Annotated in this window: 17 protein-coding genes; 11 read left to right on the forward strand and 6 right to left on the reverse strand. The window is 59.3% G+C overall.

What is annotated here, in order from left to right; genetic code table 11:
- Positions 1 to 4 precede the first annotated feature (4 nt).
- The 9 genes from ABVT35_RS05055 (at position 5) to ABVT35_RS05095 (ending at position 9,271) form a co-directional block, all read left to right on the forward strand.
- Positions 5 to 1,159 carry an ABC transporter substrate-binding protein gene (locus ABVT35_RS05055; protein WP_368465190.1) on the forward strand — a complete coding sequence of 385 codons (1,155 nt, stop codon included), beginning with the start codon at positions 5 to 7 and terminating at the stop codon, positions 1,157 to 1,159.
- A 35-nt stretch (positions 1,160 to 1,194) separates the two neighbouring features.
- Positions 1,195 to 2,121 (forward strand): branched-chain amino acid ABC transporter permease, encoded by a 927-nt coding sequence (locus tag ABVT35_RS05060; RefSeq protein WP_368465191.1) that lies wholly within the window; start codon positions 1,195 to 1,197, stop codon positions 2,119 to 2,121.
- Positions 2,118 to 3,107 carry a branched-chain amino acid ABC transporter permease gene (locus ABVT35_RS05065; protein WP_368465192.1) on the forward strand — a complete coding sequence of 330 codons (990 nt, stop codon included), beginning with the start codon at positions 2,118 to 2,120 and terminating at the stop codon, positions 3,105 to 3,107. The genes ABVT35_RS05060 and ABVT35_RS05065 overlap by 4 nt, the downstream gene beginning before the upstream one ends.
- Positions 3,104 to 3,853, forward strand: a complete 750-nt coding sequence (locus tag ABVT35_RS05070; RefSeq protein ID WP_368465193.1) for an ABC transporter ATP-binding protein — start codon at positions 3,104 to 3,106, stop codon at positions 3,851 to 3,853. Before ABVT35_RS05065 ends, ABVT35_RS05070 begins: the two co-directional genes overlap by 4 nt.
- Positions 3,850 to 4,545 (forward strand): ABC transporter ATP-binding protein, encoded by a 696-nt coding sequence (locus tag ABVT35_RS05075; RefSeq protein WP_368465194.1) that lies wholly within the window; start codon positions 3,850 to 3,852, stop codon positions 4,543 to 4,545. The genes ABVT35_RS05070 and ABVT35_RS05075 overlap by 4 nt, the downstream gene beginning before the upstream one ends.
- A gap of 26 nt (positions 4,546 to 4,571) precedes the next feature.
- A complete protein-coding gene (locus ABVT35_RS05080) occupies positions 4,572 to 5,027 on the forward strand; it encodes a cupin domain-containing protein (RefSeq protein WP_368465195.1) in 456 nt (151 codons plus the stop codon).
- A 9-nt stretch (positions 5,028 to 5,036) separates the two neighbouring features.
- The gene (locus tag ABVT35_RS05085) at positions 5,037 to 6,287 is read left to right on the forward strand and encodes a flavin-dependent oxidoreductase (protein ID WP_368465196.1); all 1,251 of its coding nucleotides are present in this window, start codon (positions 5,037 to 5,039) and stop codon (positions 6,285 to 6,287) included.
- A complete protein-coding gene (locus ABVT35_RS05090) occupies positions 6,284 to 6,679 on the forward strand; it encodes a RidA family protein (protein WP_368465197.1) in 396 nt (131 codons plus the stop codon). Before ABVT35_RS05085 ends, ABVT35_RS05090 begins: the two co-directional genes overlap by 4 nt.
- A 174-nt stretch (positions 6,680 to 6,853) precedes the next feature.
- Positions 6,854 to 9,271, forward strand: coding sequence for an FAD-dependent oxidoreductase (locus tag ABVT35_RS05095; RefSeq protein WP_368465198.1), 2,418 nt, complete (start codon positions 6,854 to 6,856; stop codon positions 9,269 to 9,271).
- Between the two features lie 45 nt (positions 9,272 to 9,316).
- On the opposite strand, the gene ABVT35_RS05100 is transcribed toward ABVT35_RS05095, so the two are convergent.
- Genes ABVT35_RS05100 through ABVT35_RS05110 form a run of 3 tightly spaced genes read right to left on the reverse strand, consistent with a single transcriptional unit; the run spans position 9,317 to position 12,364 of the window.
- On the reverse strand, positions 9,317 to 10,195 hold the full coding sequence (locus tag ABVT35_RS05100; protein ID WP_368465199.1) for a LysR substrate-binding domain-containing protein: 879 nt from the start codon (positions 10,193 to 10,195) through the stop codon (positions 9,317 to 9,319).
- Positions 10,192 to 11,193, reverse strand: a complete 1,002-nt coding sequence (locus ABVT35_RS05105) for a GlxA family transcriptional regulator (RefSeq protein WP_368465200.1) — start codon at positions 11,191 to 11,193, stop codon at positions 10,192 to 10,194. The genes ABVT35_RS05100 and ABVT35_RS05105 overlap by 4 nt, the downstream gene beginning before the upstream one ends.
- A gap of 37 nt (positions 11,194 to 11,230) precedes the next feature.
- Positions 11,231 to 12,364, reverse strand: a complete 1,134-nt coding sequence (locus tag ABVT35_RS05110) for an aminotransferase class V-fold PLP-dependent enzyme (RefSeq protein ID WP_368465201.1) — start codon at positions 12,362 to 12,364, stop codon at positions 11,231 to 11,233.
- Positions 12,365 to 12,613: 249 nt separating this feature from the next.
- On the opposite strand from ABVT35_RS05110, the gene ABVT35_RS05115 reads away from it, so the two are divergent.
- Positions 12,614 to 13,321 carry a Crp/Fnr family transcriptional regulator gene (locus tag ABVT35_RS05115; RefSeq protein ID WP_368465202.1) on the forward strand — a complete coding sequence of 236 codons (708 nt, stop codon included), beginning with the start codon at positions 12,614 to 12,616 and terminating at the stop codon, positions 13,319 to 13,321.
- Positions 13,318 to 13,905, forward strand: a complete 588-nt coding sequence (locus ABVT35_RS05120; protein ID WP_368465203.1) for a DUF4202 domain-containing protein — start codon at positions 13,318 to 13,320, stop codon at positions 13,903 to 13,905. Before ABVT35_RS05115 ends, ABVT35_RS05120 begins: the two co-directional genes overlap by 4 nt.
- Here ABVT35_RS05120 and ABVT35_RS05125 read toward each other — a convergent pair.
- Genes ABVT35_RS05125 through ABVT35_RS05135 form a run of 3 tightly spaced genes read right to left on the reverse strand, consistent with a single transcriptional unit; the run spans position 13,900 to position 16,668 of the window.
- On the reverse strand, positions 13,900 to 14,166 hold the full coding sequence (locus ABVT35_RS05125) for a cytochrome C oxidase subunit IV family protein (protein WP_368465204.1): 267 nt from the start codon (positions 14,164 to 14,166) through the stop codon (positions 13,900 to 13,902). The genes ABVT35_RS05120 and ABVT35_RS05125 overlap by 6 nt on opposite strands.
- Positions 14,167 to 14,170: 4 nt before the next feature.
- Positions 14,171 to 14,728 carry a cytochrome c oxidase subunit 3 family protein gene (locus ABVT35_RS05130; protein ID WP_368465205.1) on the reverse strand — a complete coding sequence of 186 codons (558 nt, stop codon included), beginning with the start codon at positions 14,726 to 14,728 and terminating at the stop codon, positions 14,171 to 14,173.
- Positions 14,725 to 16,668 (reverse strand): nitric oxide reductase activation protein NorD, encoded by a 1,944-nt coding sequence (locus ABVT35_RS05135; protein WP_368465206.1) that lies wholly within the window; start codon positions 16,666 to 16,668, stop codon positions 14,725 to 14,727. Before ABVT35_RS05135 ends, ABVT35_RS05130 begins: the two co-directional genes overlap by 4 nt.
- Positions 16,669 to 16,673 lie beyond the last annotated feature (5 nt).

Genomic DNA, 16,673 nt, shown 5'->3' on the forward strand with positions numbered 1-16,673 from the left:
GAAAATGAAAAAGCTCATTTGTGCTCTGGGCACTTTACTGCTGGCAACAACGGCGAGGGCGGAAGACCTGAAGATCGGTCTGGTGGTCACGCTTTCCGGACCCCCGGCGGTTCTGGGCAAGCAGATCGAAGACGCCTTCAAACTGGCTGTTGACGATATGGGTGGAAAAGTCGGTGGCCTCGATACGGAGCTGTTCGTGGTCGATTCCGAATTGAAACCCGACGTCGCGCTCACCAGGGTCAAGGGTCTGCTTGAAAGGGACGAAGTCGATTTTGTTGTCGGCACCGTGTTCTCCAACGTGCTGGGCGCCATCTTCAAACCGGTCACCCGGTCTGAGACATTCCTGATCAGCCCGAATGCGGGGCCGTCGACGCTCGCGGGCAAGAACTGCAGCCCGTATTTCTTTTCGACATCCTATCAGAACAACCAGAACTTCGAGGTGCTCGGCCAGCATGCCCAGGAACAGGGTATCAAGAGCGTCTTCATGATGGCGCCCAACTATCAGGCCGGGCGCGACGCGATGAACGGCTTCAAGAAATACTACAAGGGTGAAATCACCAACGAGGTCTTTACGCCGCTTGGCCACAAGGACTTTTCGGCTGAAATCGCGCAGATGTCGACATCCGACGCAGAAGCTCTGTTCACATTCATGCCGGGCGGCATGGGCGTGCGCTTCGTCAAGCAGTTCCGCGATGCCGGGCTCGCCGACAAGATGAAGTTCCTTTCCGCCTTCACCGTGGATGAGGCAACCCTGCCGGCACAGAAAGACGCTGCTCTCGGTTTCTTCGGCGCCACCACCTGGGCGCCCAATCTGGATTTGCCGCAGAGCGAGGCATTTGTTGCCGCCTTTGAGGGAAAATACGGCTACATTCCGGGCGGTTTCGCCATGCAGGCCTACGACGCGGCTCTGCTGATCGACAGCGCCGTTCGCGCCGTCGGTGGGGATCTCTCGGATAAGGACGCCCTGCGAAAGGCGCTTGAAGCAGCCGACTTCCAGTCGCTGCGCGGCAAGTTCAGTTTTAACAACAACCATTTCCCGGTTCAGGATTTTTACCTGCTGCGTGTCGCCCAGCGCGATGACGGTAAATACTGGACGGAAATCGATACGAAGGTGTTCGAGGACTATACGGACAGCTTCGCATCCGAATGCAAGATGTAGCTGAAACTTGAACAGCTCTCCCGGGGCGCGATCAGATGACATTCACGCTTCTACTCATCCAGATCCTCAATGGAGCGCAGTACGGTGTGCTGCTGTTTCTGATCGCCGCCGGGCTGACGCTGGTCTTCGGCGTCATGGGCTTCATCAATCTTGCCCACGGCGTGCAGTATATGATCGGCGCCTATCTCACCTTCATGTTCCTGAGCATCACCGGCAATTTCTTTGTGGCGCTCCTGCTCGGGCTGATAACGGCGCTTGTCCTTGGTCTTGCGCTGGAAGTCCTCATTTTCCGCCATCTATACGACCGGGATCATCTCGATCAGGTTCTTGCCACCTTCGGTATAATCCTGTTCGTCAACGAGGCCGTGAAAGTGATCTGGGGGCCGGGAACACTGACGATTCCGACCCCGGAAATTCTCTCCGCCTCGCTTCAACTCACCGATAATCTGCTTTATCCGGTTTACCGGCTAAGTCTCATCGTCGTCGGCATAATCGTTGCGGCGGGTCTTTACCTGATCGTCACCAAAACGCGCGTCGGCATGCTGATCCGGGCAGGCGCCACCAATGCCGATATGGTGAGCGCGCTCGGCGTCAATATCCGCCGCCTGTTTACAATCGTCTTCGGCTTCGGCGCCATGCTGGCCGGCTTCGCCGGTGCTCTTGCCGCACCTGTATTCACCATCGAGCCCGGCATGGGCGACGATCTGCTCATCGTGGCCTTTGTCGTCATCATCATCGGCGGCATCGGATCGATCCGCGGAGCCTTCATCGCCGCGCTGCTCGTCGGCCTGATAGACACTTTGGGCCGGACACTTGCGACTGATGCCATGAACCTCATCTTCGACGCTTCGGCCGCCAATCAGATCGGCCCGTCGCTCGCCTCCATGCTGATCTACATCTTCATGGCGGCCGTTCTGTTCTTCCGGCCGCAGGGGCTTTTCCCGGCAAGAGGTGCGGTATGAGAGAACTCTCCGTGGCCGGCGCCGAAACCCTATCCGGCAAGCAGCGTATCGACCGGTCGCTGCTGATCGGCATTTGCATTCTGGCCGTGTTGGCGCTGACCCCGTTCGTGACTGAAATTGCCGGCGGCAACTATGTCCTGAACCTTGTTTTGAAGGCCATGATCCTGGCGATCGCCGCTGTCTCTCTCGATCTGCTGATCGGCCATGGCGGTCTTGTCAGCTTCGGCCATGCCGCGTTTCTCGGGCTCGGCTCCTACGTCACCGGCATTGCCCTGACAGAGGGCATCACCAACGCGCTGCCGGTCCTGGGACTGGTCTTGCTGATATGCGGGCTCTTCGCGCTCATCACCGGCGCGATCTCGCTGCGCACATCAGGCGTCTATTTCATCATGATCACGCTGGCCTTTGGCCAGATGCTGTTCTTTTCGCTCTCGTCTCTGTCTTCCTATGGCGGCGACGACGGACTGACCTTATGGGACAGTCCCGTCCTCTTCGGCCAGAATGTGTTTCTTGCAGGTTCTGGGCTGTTCTATTCGACCCTGATCATCCTGGCGCTGACCTGGTTCTTCGTCGGCCGTCTCTCCGTGTCGCGCTTCGGCCGTGTGCTGCGCGCCGGCAAGGAAAATCCGGTGCGTGTCGGCACGATGGGCTTCGATATCTTCCATTATCGGCTGATTGCCTATGTGATCGCCGGATTACTCGCCGGCGTCGCCGGATTCCTCACTGCCTGTCATGCCGAGTTTATTAGCCCGTCCACCGCCGCGTGGCAGAATTCCGGCAATCTCATCATCATGGTTGTCCTTGGCGGCATGGGCACCCGCAACGGTGCGCTGCTTGGCGCCATATTCGTTGTGCTGATCGAGGAAAGCCTGTCGCTGATCACCCATGAGTGGAAGCTGATTTTCGGCCCGCTACTGGTCTTTATAGTGCTGTTCGCTAAAGGTGGTCTTGTCAGCCTGATTACCCGTCCTGGAGGCCGCGCATGAGCACCATCCTGGCGCTTGAAGGGCTGGTCAAGAATTTCGGATCGCTGCGCGTGACCGACGATGTTTCCCTGGAGTTGCGGCGCGACGAGTGCCACGCGCTCATCGGACCCAACGGCGCGGGTAAATCGACCCTGATCAACCTGGTTTCGGGAAATCTGGGTGTGGAGAGCGGCAAGGTGGTGCTCGATGGCGCGGATATTTCGCATTATTCGATGCCGCAACGCGCCCACGCAGGCCTCGGCCGGACATTTCAGATCACTTCAATCATCCCGAGTTTTTCCGTGCTTGAAAATGTCGCGCTGGCGGCTCAAGCGAAGGCGGGCTCAAGCCTGCATTTCTTCGGCCGGGCTGCCGAGGAACAGGAGTTGAATGAAAAGGCGCGCAGCGCACTTACTATGCTCGGTCTTGCCGACCGGCAGGATGTGCGCAGCGCCGATCTTTCCCATGGCGAGCACAGGCTCCTCGAGCTGGCGATGGCCATCGTTGGCGAGCCGAAGGCCTTGCTCCTCGACGAGCCCATGGCCGGCATGGGCAAGGGCGAAAGCGAGACGCTGACCGACACGCTGCTGACTTTGAAAAAGACCATGCCCATGCTGCTTGTGGAACACGACATGGAAGCCGTCTTCAAGCTGGCTGACCGGATTTCGGTGCTGGCCTATGGGCGGGTCGTTGCCACCGGAACCCCGGATGAGGTGCGTGCCGACGAGCAGGCCCGCGCCGCCTATCTCGGGAGCGATACGCCATGACCCTGCTTGAAGTCAGCGGCCTGCAATCGGGTTACGGTCTTTCCCAGGTGCTTTTCGGCGTCGAACTGAAGATCGACCACGGCGAGGCCGCGACGCTGCTCGGGCGCAACGGCATGGGCAAGACCACCACCGTGCGTTCGATCATGGGGCTCTTGAAACCGTCGGCTGGCAGTATCCTGTTCAAAGGCAGGGAAATCACCGCCGCTGCGCCATTCCGGGTGGGGCAGGCAGGGATCGGACTTGTGCCGGAAGGACGGCAGATATTTCCGACCCTGTCGGTCGAAGAGAATTTGCGGGCATTTGCTCGCCCCCGCGGCGACTGGAGCCTTGCGAAAGTGTATGCGTTTTTCCCGCGGCTCGAGGAACGAAAGAAAAACCTCGGCTCGCAGCTCTCGGGAGGCGAACAGCAGATGCTGGCGATCGGTCGGGCGCTGATGACCAATCCGTCGCTGCTGATCCTCGACGAGGCGACAGAGGGCCTGGCGCCGCTCATCCGCGAGGAAATCTGGGCAAAGCTCGCCGCGCTCAAATCGGAAGGGCAGGCCATTTTGGTGATCGACAAGGACATCGATGCGCTCTCGAAATTCGCCGACCGGCACACCGTTCTGAACAAGGGAGAGGTGGTCTGGAGCGGCACCAATGCCGTTCTGAGCGCCGAAGCCGATGTCGTTGAAAGCTATCTGCATTTGTGATCCGCACAGCAAGAAAGGGATGAACGATGAATGAGATGCCACTTGGAATAACCCGCGCCCGCGAGGGAATGGAAGGCATCAGCTGGAACATCCTGGGTCAGACCTATGTGCCCAAACAGCTGAGTGAATCGTCGTTTTCTTGGCATGCGACGCTGCCGCCGGGCACGTTCGTGCCGCCGCATATCCATCCAACGCAGGACGAGTTCCTCTACATACTCGAAGGCCGTTTCGATTTCCTGCTCGACGGAAAGGAAGATTATGCCGAACCCGGCGATCTGGTTCATATGCCGAGGGGCATTCCGCACGGCATATTCAACAAGGGCGATTCAACCATAAAGACGCTGTTCTGGGTTTCGCCCTCGCAGCGGCTCTATGATCTGTTCTGGGCGATCCACAATATGGGTCCGGAACCGGATCCGGCAAAGCTCGTTGCCATATCCGCCGAGCATGAAATTGATTTTCTGCCGCCGGAAGAAGAATAGGAGGCTACGATGGAAGTGCTGATAGCCGGCGCCGGCATAGGTGGCCTGACGACAGCCCTCATGCTGCACCAGCGCGGTATCCGGTCGCGCATTTTCGAGCGGGCGGCGCAGGTGCGCGAAGTGGGCGTCGGGATCAACACGCTTCCCCATGCCATCGAGGAACTGGCCGGCCTTGGCCTTCTGGAGAGGCTCGATGCGGTTGCGCTCAGGACGCGCGAACTGCGTTACCTCACCAAGCACGGTCAGGAAGTCTGGCGCGAACTGCGCGGGACCTACGCCGGTCACGAGATGCCGCAATTCTCCATTCATCGCGGCAGGCTGCAGAAGGTTTTATACGACGCCGTCATCGAACGGCTTGGAGCCGATACGGTGCAGACCGGCGCACAGCTTTCGGGCTTCATCCAGGATGAGGGCGGTGTGACAGCCAATTTCACAGACAGCATCGATGGCGGAAACAGCCGCACCGAACGCGGGGAGATCCTCATCTGTGCGGACGGCATACACAGTGTAGGACGACGCACCTTCTACCCCGACGAAGGCCCGCCGAGTTGGAACGGTGTCGTCATGTGGCGCGGTGCGACCGAATGGCCGGTCTGGGAGGACGGGGAAACCATGGCCATCGGCGGCGGCATGGGCGGCAAGTTCGTGCTCTATCCGATTGCGCCCAAGAAAGGCGGCAAACAGCTGATGAACTGGGTTGTGGGTGTCCGCGTCGCTGACGGCGCCACGTCACCGCCGCCTGAAAAGAGCTGGTCGAAGGTTGCGCATCTTTCCGAAGTTCTGCCGCATGCAAAGCGGTTTTCCATTCCGGGCATGGATATCGAGGCGCTGGTGCGGGCAACCCCTGCTATCTACGAATACCCGATGGCCGACCGCGATCCCCTGCCGCGCTGGACCCACGGCCGGGTGACGCTGCTCGGCGATGCGGCGCATCCCATGTATCCGGTCGGATCGAACGGTGCCTCGCAGGCGATACTCGATGCACGCTGCCTTGCAGACGCTCTGGAAGCGTCAGAACATCCCCGCGAAGCGCTTTATGTCTACGAAAAGGACCGCCTGCCTAAAACGGCGGAGGTGGTGCGGCTGAACCGGGGAGGCGGGCCGGAACGGGTCATTGACGAAGTTGAGAAGATCAATCCCTACTTGTTTGACAATGTCGACGATGTGTTGAGCCACGACAAGCGTGAGGCGATCGTCAAAGGCTATGCCGGCACCGCCGGTTTCCTTGTGAAAAAATCAAAGAAAAAGGCGGCGTCATGAAGTTCCTGGAACCGGCGGGCTGGAAGCCCGCAAAAGGCTATGCGAACGGCATTCAGGCAAGCGGCGACATTGTCGTGACCGGCGGTCTGGTCGGCTGGAGCAAGGACCAGGTCTGGGAAACGGACGATTTCGTCGAACAGTGCGAGCAGACCTTTGCCAATATCGTCGCGGTTATCAATGAGGCGGGCGCCGGTCCTGAGCACATTGTGCGCCTGACCTGGTATGTCACCGACAAGGCCGAATATCTCGCCCGTCCCAAAGAGCTGGGTGAAGCCTACCGCCGCGTGTTCGGGCGGCATTTTCCGGCCATGGCCGTCGTCCAGGTGACGGCCCTCATCGAGGACCGCGCCAAGGTCGAGATCGAGGCGACAGCTGTTATCCCGCGCGATTGAGCGGCATCACTCCTAATGCTGGCAACTGACATTGCTTGACCAAGGAAATCGGGGTCAAAGAGCAGGATTTATTCGTGTGCAAATCGGTGTAGGCGGCACTAACACTTTCACAATACGTGCTTGTTACACCAGAGGCGGCGCGCAGCCGGGCCTCGAACGAAGGAATTTTTGAAAATGAGGACCCATGCGCAAGTTGTGGTCATCGGCGGCGGCCTGGTCGGCTGCTCCATCCTCTATCATCTGGCCAAACTCGGCTGGACGGATTGCGTGCTGCTTGAACGGGACGAATTGACCAGCGGTTCCACCTGGCATGCCGCAGCAAATATTCACGGTTTGCACGACAGCACCAATATCAGCCGCATTCAGCACTACACGATGAACCTCTACAAGGATCTGGAAAAGGAAACCGGGCAGGGCTGCGGTGTCTTTCAGCCGGGTTCCCTCTACCTTGCCCAAACCGAAGAGCGCGAACACCAGCTTCGCCTTCAGGCGGCGAAGGCAAGATATTACGGCATGAACTTTCACGAAATCAGCCGTGAAGAAGCCGAAAAGCTGCATCCGCTGGCCAATTTCGATGGAATTCGCTGCATCATGTTTGAACCGGACGGCGGCAATGTCGACCCGTCCGGTGTCACCATGGCCTATGCCGCCGGTGCGCGGCAGATGGGCGCTGAAATCGAGCGTTTTACACCAGTCACGGCAACCGTCCCGCAGCCCGACGGAAGCTGGATCGTTGAGACGACGAAGGGCAACATCCACACACAGTGGATCGTCAACGCAGCGGGCCTGTGGGGACGTGAGGTTGCGGCCATGGCCGGCCTTGAATTGCCGCTGGTGCCCACCGAACATCAGTATTTTGTCACCGAGACCTTGCCGGAAATCGACGCGATGGACCGGCGTCTGCCGTCGATCGCCGACCGCGATGGCGAATACTATCTGCGCCAGGAGGGAAAGGGCCTGCTGATCGGCGCCTATGAAAAGGACATGCGATTTTGGGCCGAGGACGGCACGCCGCTGGATTTCGGCCACGAGCTCTTTGCCGACGATCTCGACCGGATCATGGACAATGTCATGCGGGCGATGGACCGTGTTCCGGCCGCTGCAAGCGCAGGCGTTAAACGGGTGATCAACGGTCCGATGATCTGGTCGCCCGATTCCAGCGCGCTGTTCGGCCAGGTGCCCGAACTGAAGAACTATTTCTGCTGCAACGGCATCATTCCCGGATTCTCGCAATCGGGCGGCCTCGGTCTCATGACCGCCGAATGGATCGTCGAGGGCGAGCCGACGCTCGACATGTTCGCCTGGGACCTGGCGCGGTTCGGCGAATGGGCCGACAGAAAATTCACCAGGGCCCGTGTCGAAGACCAGTACACTCACCGCTTCAGTATTCACTTTCCCAATGAGGAACGAAGTGCGGGCCGTCCGGCGCGAGTACGCCCTGCCTACGAGATGCAAAAGGAGATCGGCGCGGTCTTCGGTCTCAACTGCGGGTGGGAACATCCCCTGTGGTTTGCCGACAAGGCCGGCGTTGAGGAAACCAACGGATTTACCCGCCAGAACTGGTTTGAGCCGGTCGGCCGCGAGGTCAACATGCTGCGCGAGAGTGCGGGCGTCATCGATATCTCCAACTTCGCCAATTACATGATCAAGGGGCCGGGTGCTGCCGATTGGCTGAATGCGCTTTTGGCCAACAAGGTGCCGACAAAGATCGGGCGCTCTTGCCTCAGCCCGCTGATCGGCGTGCGTGGCGGCGTTGCCGGCGATTTCACCGTCACCAAGCTTGCCGAGGATGAATTCATGATGGTGGGCTCGGGCATGGCCGAGCGCTACCATAAGCGCTTCTTCGATATGGTCGAATTGCCCGAGGGAACGACCTTCGAAGCCAAGACCGACGATATCTGCGGCTTCAATGTTGCCGGACCCAAATCGCGCGAGCTCCTGCAGCGCCTGACCAATGCCGATCTTTCAACGCCGGAATTTCCCTTCATGAGTTCCAGGCGCATTGATGTTGCCGGCGTCAAGTGCATCGCCATCCGTGTGAGTTTCACAGGCGATCTCGGGTGGGAACTCCATTGCGCCGAGAAAGATCACATGCAGCTGTGTGCATCGTTGCTGGACGCTGCAAAGGATGTCGGCGGCGGTCCGGTGGGTTCGCGTGCGCTTGGAAGTCTGCGCATCGAAAAGGGCTATGGAAGCTGGGGCAGGGAATACAGCCCCGAATACTGGCCCCACGAAGTCGGCCTGGAGAAACTGGTCAAGCTCGACAAGGATTTCCTCAACAAGGAGGCCTTTCTTGCCGTCAAGGACAAGGCCCCGCGCGAGCGCCTGTCGGTTTTCGAGGTCAAGGCCGACAACGATGCCGACGCGTCGGGCGGTGAGCCGATATTCCTCGCCGATGGCACGCCGGTCGGACGCGTAACCTCCGGGGCCTACGGCTATTCCGTCGGCAAGTCGCTGGCCCTTGGCTACGCAAAGGAAGGTACTGCAAATCCGGGAGATACGGTGGAAATCTTCATTCTCGGCAAGGCGCACAAGGCGACTTTGCTTGCCGAGCCGCCCTTCGATCCGGCAGGTGGACGGCTTCGCGCATAAATCTCAAGCCGGGTGGGCGATTAATGCGGTCGGCGAGGTAATCCGTCAGGTCGTGATGTTCTTTTGAAGCCAGTTTCGAAACGTCTTGGCGGGCTGGCTCATGGACGGCGTTTCGTCCGACAGATAATAGAGCCACGGGCTTTCGATATTCAGTTCAAACGGCACCACCAGCAGATTGCGTGCGAGGTAAATGCCGACCAGTGAGTTCGGGACTGCTGCGCAGCCAAGGCCCTGTGAAGCCAGTTCAAGGGCAATGGCTGTTGAGTTGGTCTTGATGCCGCCGTCGGAGTTGATCGACTTGAGATTGAATTCCGCCGCGATACTTTGCCAGTGAACCGGGCGGCCAAGCACATGGATAAGATCGGCTTCCTGTAGTTGGCGGGGTTCCGCCAGGCGCTTGCCGGCAACTTTATAGTCGGGTGCGCAAACGACGGCGAGCTTTTCGGCCCAAAGCGGCACCACGCCTGCCGGTGCGTCATCCTGATGATTGATGGTCAGTCGAATGTCGGCGACCTCCGGTTCCACATCGGTCCAGATGGTTCCATGGACAGTAATTTCGATATCCGGATGAAGTGCCTGGAACTCCCGAATGCGGCCCGGAAGCCAGTTTTCCGACAGGCTGATGGGACAGGAAACGACAACGCTCTTCTTGTGGGTGCCAGATATGATCGCTTCCGTTGCCGCGTCGATCTGCTTGAGCGCCTGCCTGACGCTTGCAAGATAGGCAACCCCAAGCTCCGTCAACGCAAGGCTTCGCGAATAGCGAATGAAAAGCGGACGCCCGATGAAGTCTTCCAGCGACCGCACATGGTTGCTGATGGCGGATTGCGTGTAGTTCAGTTCCTCCGCCGCCGCGGTGAAACTGAGATGGCGTGCGGCGGCCTCGAAAGAGCGGACATAGGAAAGGTGAGGCGTGTGTTTCATTGGGCAAACCCCTGTCGCCGTCTTCCAAACAGCTTTTCCTTGCGCAGCCCGTGCGGGGAATTGTCAAAGCGCCGCCGGAAAAGCTTGGAAAAGTGAGCCGGAGAGGAAAATCCGCAGGCAACCGCGATATCGATGATTTTCATGTCTGTTTGCTCCAGCAGATTGCGGGCACGCTGCAGGCGAAGTTCGGTAAAATAGCGCTTTGGCGTTTGTCCGAGATAGCGCTGAAACAGCCGCTCCAATTGCCGGGTTGAGATGTTGACCCGCTTGGCCAATTCAGACGAGCTCAGGCCGTCTTCGATATTCTGCTCCATCTCGTGGATCACATGCGACAGTTTCGTATGGCGCAGATTGATCCGGTCCGGAACCGAAACGCGGGCATCATGCTGGATCACCCGGATGCTTGAATAATTAAGCTGCTGGGCCACCGCATCGGCAAGCTCTTCTCCTTCGAGTTCGGAAACCAGGTGCAGCATCAGGTCTATGCCCGAAGTGCCGCCGGCCGTCGAATACCGGTTCTCGTCGCCCGTATAGGTCCAGGTTGTCAGATCGACCTGCGGGAACGCCTCCCGGAAGCTGTCCTGGTTCTCCCAGTGGATTGTTGCCCTTCTGCCGTCGAGGAGACCAGCCTTGGCCATCGTGTAGGCGCCGGTGCAAAGTCCGCCAACGGAAAGACCCTTGCGGGCTTCGCGGCGCAGCCAGTGAACAACGGTCTGGGTCGTCGCCTCGTCGATATGCGCACCGCCGCAGATCAGGATCGTGTCGTCCCTGGACAGGACCTCGAGCCCTGTATGCACCTCGAAGTCCGTGCCGAGGGACGAACGCGCCGGCTGTCCGTCCTCCGAGCAAAGAACCCACTCGAACAGTTTCCTGCCTGCGATGCGGTTGGATATCCGCAATGTCTCGAGGGCAGTGGAGAGCGACAGGATCGAAAAATCCGTCAACAACAAAAAGATGTAACGCTTTGGTTTTTCGACGCTATCCGCGTTTTGTTCCATGATCGCCGTCCGCAGGCCGAATTGTCAGGTTTACCGGTTATCTCAGCCCCACGCGATCAAGCGCGGTGGAAAGGGTTGCAACCGTACCCTCGATGTCACCAAGCTTGTCGAGGCCGAAAAGGCCAAGCCGGAAGGTTGAGAAACCCTCGGGTTCGTCGCAGCGCAAAGGCACGCCGGCGGCGATCTGAACACCGTTTTGCACAAAGGCGCTTCCATTTTGCACGGAGGCGTCGTCGGCGTAGCAAACAACGACCCCCGGAGCTTCGTAACCGTCGGCGGCAACCGATACCAGGCCACGCTGCTTGAGCATGTCGCGAACCCGCTTTCCAAGCTCGAATTGCGCGCCTTTCAGCTTTTCAAAGCCGACTTCGCTGCATTCCAGGATGACGTCGCGGAACGCGGCCAGCGCGTCGGTCGGCATTGTTGCGTGGTAGGCATGCCCGCCGTTTTCATAGGCCGTCATAATATTCGACCAGGTTTTGAGGTTTGCGGCGAAACTGTCCGATTCGGTGGTTTCGAGACGCGCGAATGCGTCCTGGTTCATCATCACAATCCCGGCGCAGGGCGATGATGACCAGCCCTTTTGCGGTGCTGAGATCAGGACGTCGACGCCCAGTGCCTTCATATCGACCCAGATGCAGCCCGAGGCGATGCAGTCGAGAACCAGCAGTGCTCCCACGGAATGCGCGGCGGCCGAAATCTCTTTGATGTAGTCGTCCGGCATCAGTATCCCGGAGGACGTTTCAACATGGGGAACAAAGACGATGCCGGGTTTTTGCGTCCGGATAGTTTCAACCGATTCTTCGACCGGAACCGGCCGGAACGGCGCCTTTGGTTCCTGTGCGGTCTGACGGGCCTTCAAAACCGTGTGGCTGCGATTGAACTTCCCGGCGTCCAGAATCTGCGTCCAGCGGAAGGAAAACCAGCCGTTGCGGATGGTGACGACATCGGCGTCCTGGGCAAACTGCCTGGCGACCGACTCCATGGCGAATGTACCGCCGCCGGGCACCAGCGCCAGGTGGTCCGCGCTGTAGACGGATTTCAGGTTGGATGAGATGTCCCGCATCACATTTTGAAACCGCTGGCTCATATGATTGAGGGAACGGTCTGTGAAAACCACTGAAAACTCGACGAGGCCGTCCGGGTCAACCTTGGAAGCGGATTTGAGCATCGGTCTGTGATCCTTGTTTGCGGGGCAATTGGCTTTGCCGGAAATGAAAAAACCTGCATTGCGCTAAATAGGCCCCGTGTCAAATTTCGTTTTCTTAGTCAAAGGCTAAGAAATAGTCATTTGGCGCGTAAGAGGCTTTGCGGGCGGCGCATTCGCTGGCAGTATGGACGCCTCGCTTTGACCTAGCTCAATGTGATAAAATCTGCGCTTTGCTAACTTAACGCATTATCTCAAGTGGGAAATATGATCATGCAACAGATCGGCGACCGGCAGATTGCAATGGAGTCGATCCTGTTGGCGAGTGCGCCTGGGGATGTTGCCGACGCCATTCTTGCGCAATCCGAAGCCCGCAGTTTTGATCGGGGTGCAACGATATTCCTGCAGGCCGAACCCGCTCACAGCGTCTATGTCGTGCTCGGCGGCTGGGTAAAGCTGTTCCGTATATCGCAAAACGGCGCGGAGGCCGTCGTCAGCGTTCTGACAAAAGGCCAGAGCTTCGGTGAAGCTGTGGCGTTTCGCAATGATGTCTACCCGGTTACCGCTGAGGCGGCGACCGATTGCAGGGTCTTGCAGGTGCGCGCCAGCCTTATTTTGACAATGATGAAATCGCGTCCGGAAGTCTGCACGGCGATGCTTGCATCGACCTATAAACACCTGCACGACCTCGTAGCACAGGTGGAGCAGCTAACGGCCCAGACCGGAGCGCAGCGGGTGGCCGAATTTCTGCTGGAATTGTGTCCGGTAGACGAAGGCCCGTGCGCCGTGACGCTTCCATACGACAAGGTACTGATAGCCGGCAGGCTGGGCATGAAGCCCGAGAGCCTGTCGCGCGCCTTTGCGCGTCTGCGCTCCATCGGCGTGAAGGTAAACCAGAACCATGCCGCCATTTCCGACGTTGCGCGTCTGCATAATTATGTCGAGTCTGACAGGGCCGAAGCCTGGAGCAGGGCACAGTGAACGGCAGGCTCGACAAAGTCTATTCCGCTATCGATGCGGCCAACTCGGCCGACCCGACACTCGAGCATGATGAGAATGCCGAGCTGCCGGCGGCGCTTCTTTACGGGCACCGCATGTCGGCGGAACTGGAGCGCATTGCCCACGGCGCCAGCGAACACCTGAAGATCGCAGCGCGAGGCCAGCACATCGAGCGCTGGAAAATGCCGCGCAATTCCTATCCCGAAGGCCGAGCCGGATATCTGACCTGGCGCAAGGCGCAGGCGGCCTTTCATGCGCAGCGCGTCGCCGAGATCATGGCGGGAGCCGGCTACGACAGGAACGATCGCGATCGGGTGGAACAATTGCTGCGCAAGGAAGGCATCAAGCGCGATGCGGAAGTGCAGATGCTCGAGGATGTCGCCTGTCTGGTGTTTTTGAAGTGGTACTTTAAGGAATTTTCTGAAGGACATGAAACAGAAAAGATTTTGAGAATCGTGTCAAAAACGGCGCGCAAGATGTCGGCGGAGGGCCGAGCGCGGGTACTTGCCGAGTTCGAGTTGCCGCCCGAGCTGCGTGCCGCGGTGGACATTCAGGCCGATTTATAGCCCGGGTATCAAATAGAGCGCGAGCAGAAGCGCCATGAACAAACCGATGGCCAGATTGAATCCGCGCAGCCAAAAAGGCGCTTCGGCAAGCCCCAGATAGTGCGATAAAATCAGCCGCGCCTTGAAATAGGCAAGCATCAGAATTGCAGCTCCCGCAACATGTCCGGCATCGCCGGTGTCGACGGCCAGCGCTGCCGCGGTGCTGCCGAAACTGAGCGCCAGGAGCCAGCCCCAGCTGCGCCATAAAACATCGGCCATCATCGCCTTACCTCAACAGATAGATCACCGGAAACAAAAGCACCCAGACGAGATCGACCATGTGCCAGAAGGCGGTTCCGGTTTCGATGTTGCGCGGACTGTCGCGCCAGGCAGCGAGCGCCAGAATGATGATGCCAGCCACCACATGGGCCGCGTGAAAACCCGTCAGCAGATAATAGAATGTGAAGAACGGATGGGTTTCCGTACCAATACCGGCGGACGCTTTGTCGATATATTCGATGGCCTTGACCCAGAGGAAAACCCCTCCGAGGCCCGCCGCAGCGCCAAGCCACAGTCGTGCCTCAACGCGGTTGCCGGCGGTGCTGAGCCGCGCTGCGAGGGCGGCGCACAGGCCGCTTGTTATCAGCACCGCAGTGTTGATGCCGCCCGCCGCACGGTCGAGATGATCCTGCGCGGCTGCAAAGCCTGCCGGATCAGTGATCCGGACGGATAGAAAGGCGGCAAGTCCCGCACCGAACACCAGCAATTCGCTGACGATGAGAACCCACATCATCAGATCGCCGGGCAGTTGCGAAAGCGCGTCTTCTTCGCGTTGCGCCGTCATTCGCCCACCAGTTGGCGGTAAATTTCAGGCAAGGCCGTGGTCAGCCTGTCGGGGTTGGATATCACCGCGTAGCCACCACGCCCGAAAATGCGGGGAAACCAGGATTTAGCCTTGGCATCGATTGTGACACCGAAAACCGCTTGTCCGGCCCGCCGGGCCTCGCGGATCGCCATTCGGCTGTCCTCGATGCCATGGCGCCCTTCATAGTGGTCAAGATCGTTGGGTTTGCCGTCGGTTATGACAAGAAGCAGCCGCCGCTGGTGTGGCTGCAAAGCCAGATCGGCTGAGACGTGCCGAACCGCTGCACCGAGGCGCGTGTAAAATCCGGGCTTGAGCCCGGCGATACGTGCCTCGACTTCCGCATCCATCCGTTCGGAGAAATCCTTGCAGCGGCGGAGATAGACACGGTCCCGGCGCAGTGACGAGAAAGCATTAATGGCAAAGTCGTCGCCGCAGGCGGAAAGACCCCAGGCGAGGGCGGTCAGCGCCTCGCGCTCGATGTCGATAACGGCACGTCCCGTCACTGCGCTTTCGGTGGAGCGGGACGTATCGAGCAGGATTGAAACGGCCAGATCACGCGCCAGCGGACGTACATCGCGCCAGATACGCTGCGTGCCGCGGCCGTTTGCCTTCAGGTCAACCTGCGAGCGAACGGCGGCTTCGAGATCCAGATCGTCTCCATCCGGCTGGCCGGGAAGGGAGATGCGCCGCGGCTGGAGTGCCTCGAATTGGCGCCTGACCGCACGAATCCGGCGATGGGCGTGGTCGTCGGTATTGAACGGCGCGGATTCGTCTGTCGTTTCCGCTTCACTGGCCAGCACCCGGCAATGTTCGGGAAGATAGTTGCCTGAGCGCGCATCCCATTCGGGATAGACATGCGCGCCCGAAAGCCGTTCCCGATCGACATCCTCGGGAGCAAGATCGAGGTGCAGTTTCAGCCGCGTCGCCGGCGCTTTCGATATTTGCCCAAGCACGATTTCGTCGTGATCTTCGGCCGCCTTTTTGGCATTGTCAGGGTCGTCGTCATCAACCCTTCGGTTGATATTGAGAAATTCGGTCCAGGACAAAATTGCCTCGAACCGGTGAAGGTTCAGGCTGTCGCCGCGCTCTGCCTGGTCGGTCTTTCTGCGCCTGGCGCGGTGTGCACCTTCCTTGCTCTCCTGCGGTGCTCCGTCGGTGTCGGGCGTTTCCACCTCCGTTGCGGCGGAGCGGGCGAGTTGACGCAGGTCCGGCCACAGCGGAACCGGAAGAAAAGGTCTGTAGCCCTTTGGCGCAACAAATGCGCCCAGCTCTGCGTCAGCGTTCTTGACGCATGCGATCATCTCGCATGCCAGCCGATCTTTCGGAGATTCACCACCCAGCAGTGCATGAATGGTCTGCTCTACGGCCTTTTCCACGGCCGGCAGGCTTCGTTCGCGGCGGATGTCCCGGCTGCTTTGTGCCAGCATATCAAAAAGGCTGCGCAGGCCGGGGCAATCGGCAAGCGTGTTTTGCGTCATGCGCCATGCGGCCGACAGCGCTCGCAGATCGGCACGTAGCGGATCTTCTTCGATGATTGGCTCCACCGCATGGGCGGCTGTTGCCGTCAGCCAGAAAAACAGCGAGGCATTGGCCTCCCTTTGCGGAAACTCGGCAATGCGTGACGGCAGACGCAGGCATTCGCCATCGAAACTTGATCTGGCAATGCGTTCGTCGGGTGTCGCCACGCGCCGCCGCCAGGACAATCGATGCCTGCTGATTTCAGGCGTAACGGATTTGATTTCCACGGCGCGCCCGCCGCCGAGCCCGCGGAAAAAGACTGCCAGCCGCCCGTCGACCTCATCGAAGCCGACCGCGGCCCCTTCATGCACCTCAGGTGCATCCAGACGGCTGGCAAAGCTGTGCCATAATTTCCCGACAGTTTCTTCGGGTTCCCACAGCTCATATTCGATCCCGGTCACCGCCG

The sequence above is a fragment of the Hoeflea sp. TYP-13 genome (assembly GCF_040932035.1).
GTDB lineage: Bacteria > Pseudomonadota > Alphaproteobacteria > Rhizobiales > Rhizobiaceae > Hoeflea_A.